Source organism: Kitasatospora sp. NPDC047058 (genome assembly GCF_040643935.1).
Lineage (GTDB): Bacteria > Actinomycetota > Actinomycetes > Streptomycetales > Streptomycetaceae > Kitasatospora.
This window is the reverse complement of the sequence record NZ_JBEYVJ010000961.1, coordinates 1-1,051: the sequence shown is the minus strand read 5'-3', so window position 1 is coordinate 1,051 and position 1,051 is coordinate 1. Positions and strand designations below refer to the sequence as shown.

Sequence of the window (1,051 nt, the reverse complement as noted above, 5' to 3'; positions counted from 1 at the left end):
GACCGGCCGGGCCGGCCGTCGCCGGCCCTCCGTCGCCCCCGCGTACCCGTCGGCGGCCGACCGCGCCGGCGGCCGCGAGGGGGTGACGGTGCTGCACCTGGCCGGCCCGTCCTTCGGCCGCGGCAGCGACCCGGTGGACCTCCAGGCCGCGATCTGGGGGGACCTGGTCGAGCTGGCCGACGCCGGCGCCCCGGCCCCCGAACTGGTCGTCGTCACCGGCGACCTGACCGCCTCCGGCAGCCCGCGCGAGTGCGAGCAGGCGCTCGCCTTCCTGACCGGGATCCGCTCCCTGCTCGGCCTCGAACCGCACCGGGTGGCCCTGGTCCCCGGCGGGCAGGACGTCAGCCAGGCCGCCTCGCGCGCCTACTTCAGCACCTGCGAGGCCGACGAACTGCGCCCCACCCCGCCGTACTGGCCCAAGTGGCGGCACTACGCCCGGCTGTTCCAGGAGTTCTACCAGGGCCTGGACGTGGTCTTCGACAGCGCCCAGCCGTGGACGCTGTTCCCCGTCCCCGAGCTCGGCACCGTCGTGGCCGGCCTCAACTCCTCGATGGCGTACAGCCACCGGGCCGACGACCGGTACGGCTGGCTCGGCCCGGAACAGGCCGCCTGGTTCGCCCAGGCGCTGCGCCCGTACGAGCACGACGGCTGGCTGCGGATCGGCGCGCTGCGCCACCCGGTCACCGCGCGGCCCGCGGGCGCCCGCTCGGCCCGGGCCGGACAGGACGCCGAACCGCTGCGCGACGTCGACCGGTTCACCCGGCTCACCGCGCCCCGGCTGCACCTGCTGCTGCACGGCCCGGCGGACTCCCGGGCCTCGCTGCAGACGCTGCACACCGCCGCCGGCGACGTCGGCGTGGTCGGGGCCGGCGGCCCCGGCACCCACCAGCTGCTGCGGCTCACCCGTGACGGGCTCACCCGCTGGCCCGCGCCCGGCGCCGAGCTCCAGCAGACGCCCGTGCCCGGCCAAGGCCCGCGAGGTGCGCGGCGTGGACCGGGTGGTGATCCGCGACGGCGACGCCATCGGCGCGCTGCTGACCCGGCTCGGCGC

General features: G+C 77.9%; 1 pseudogene. It reads left to right on the top strand.

From position 1 onward, the window contains the following. Nucleotides 1–1,051, top strand: a pseudogene (locus ABZ885_RS41950) (hypothetical protein); the annotation flags it as partial.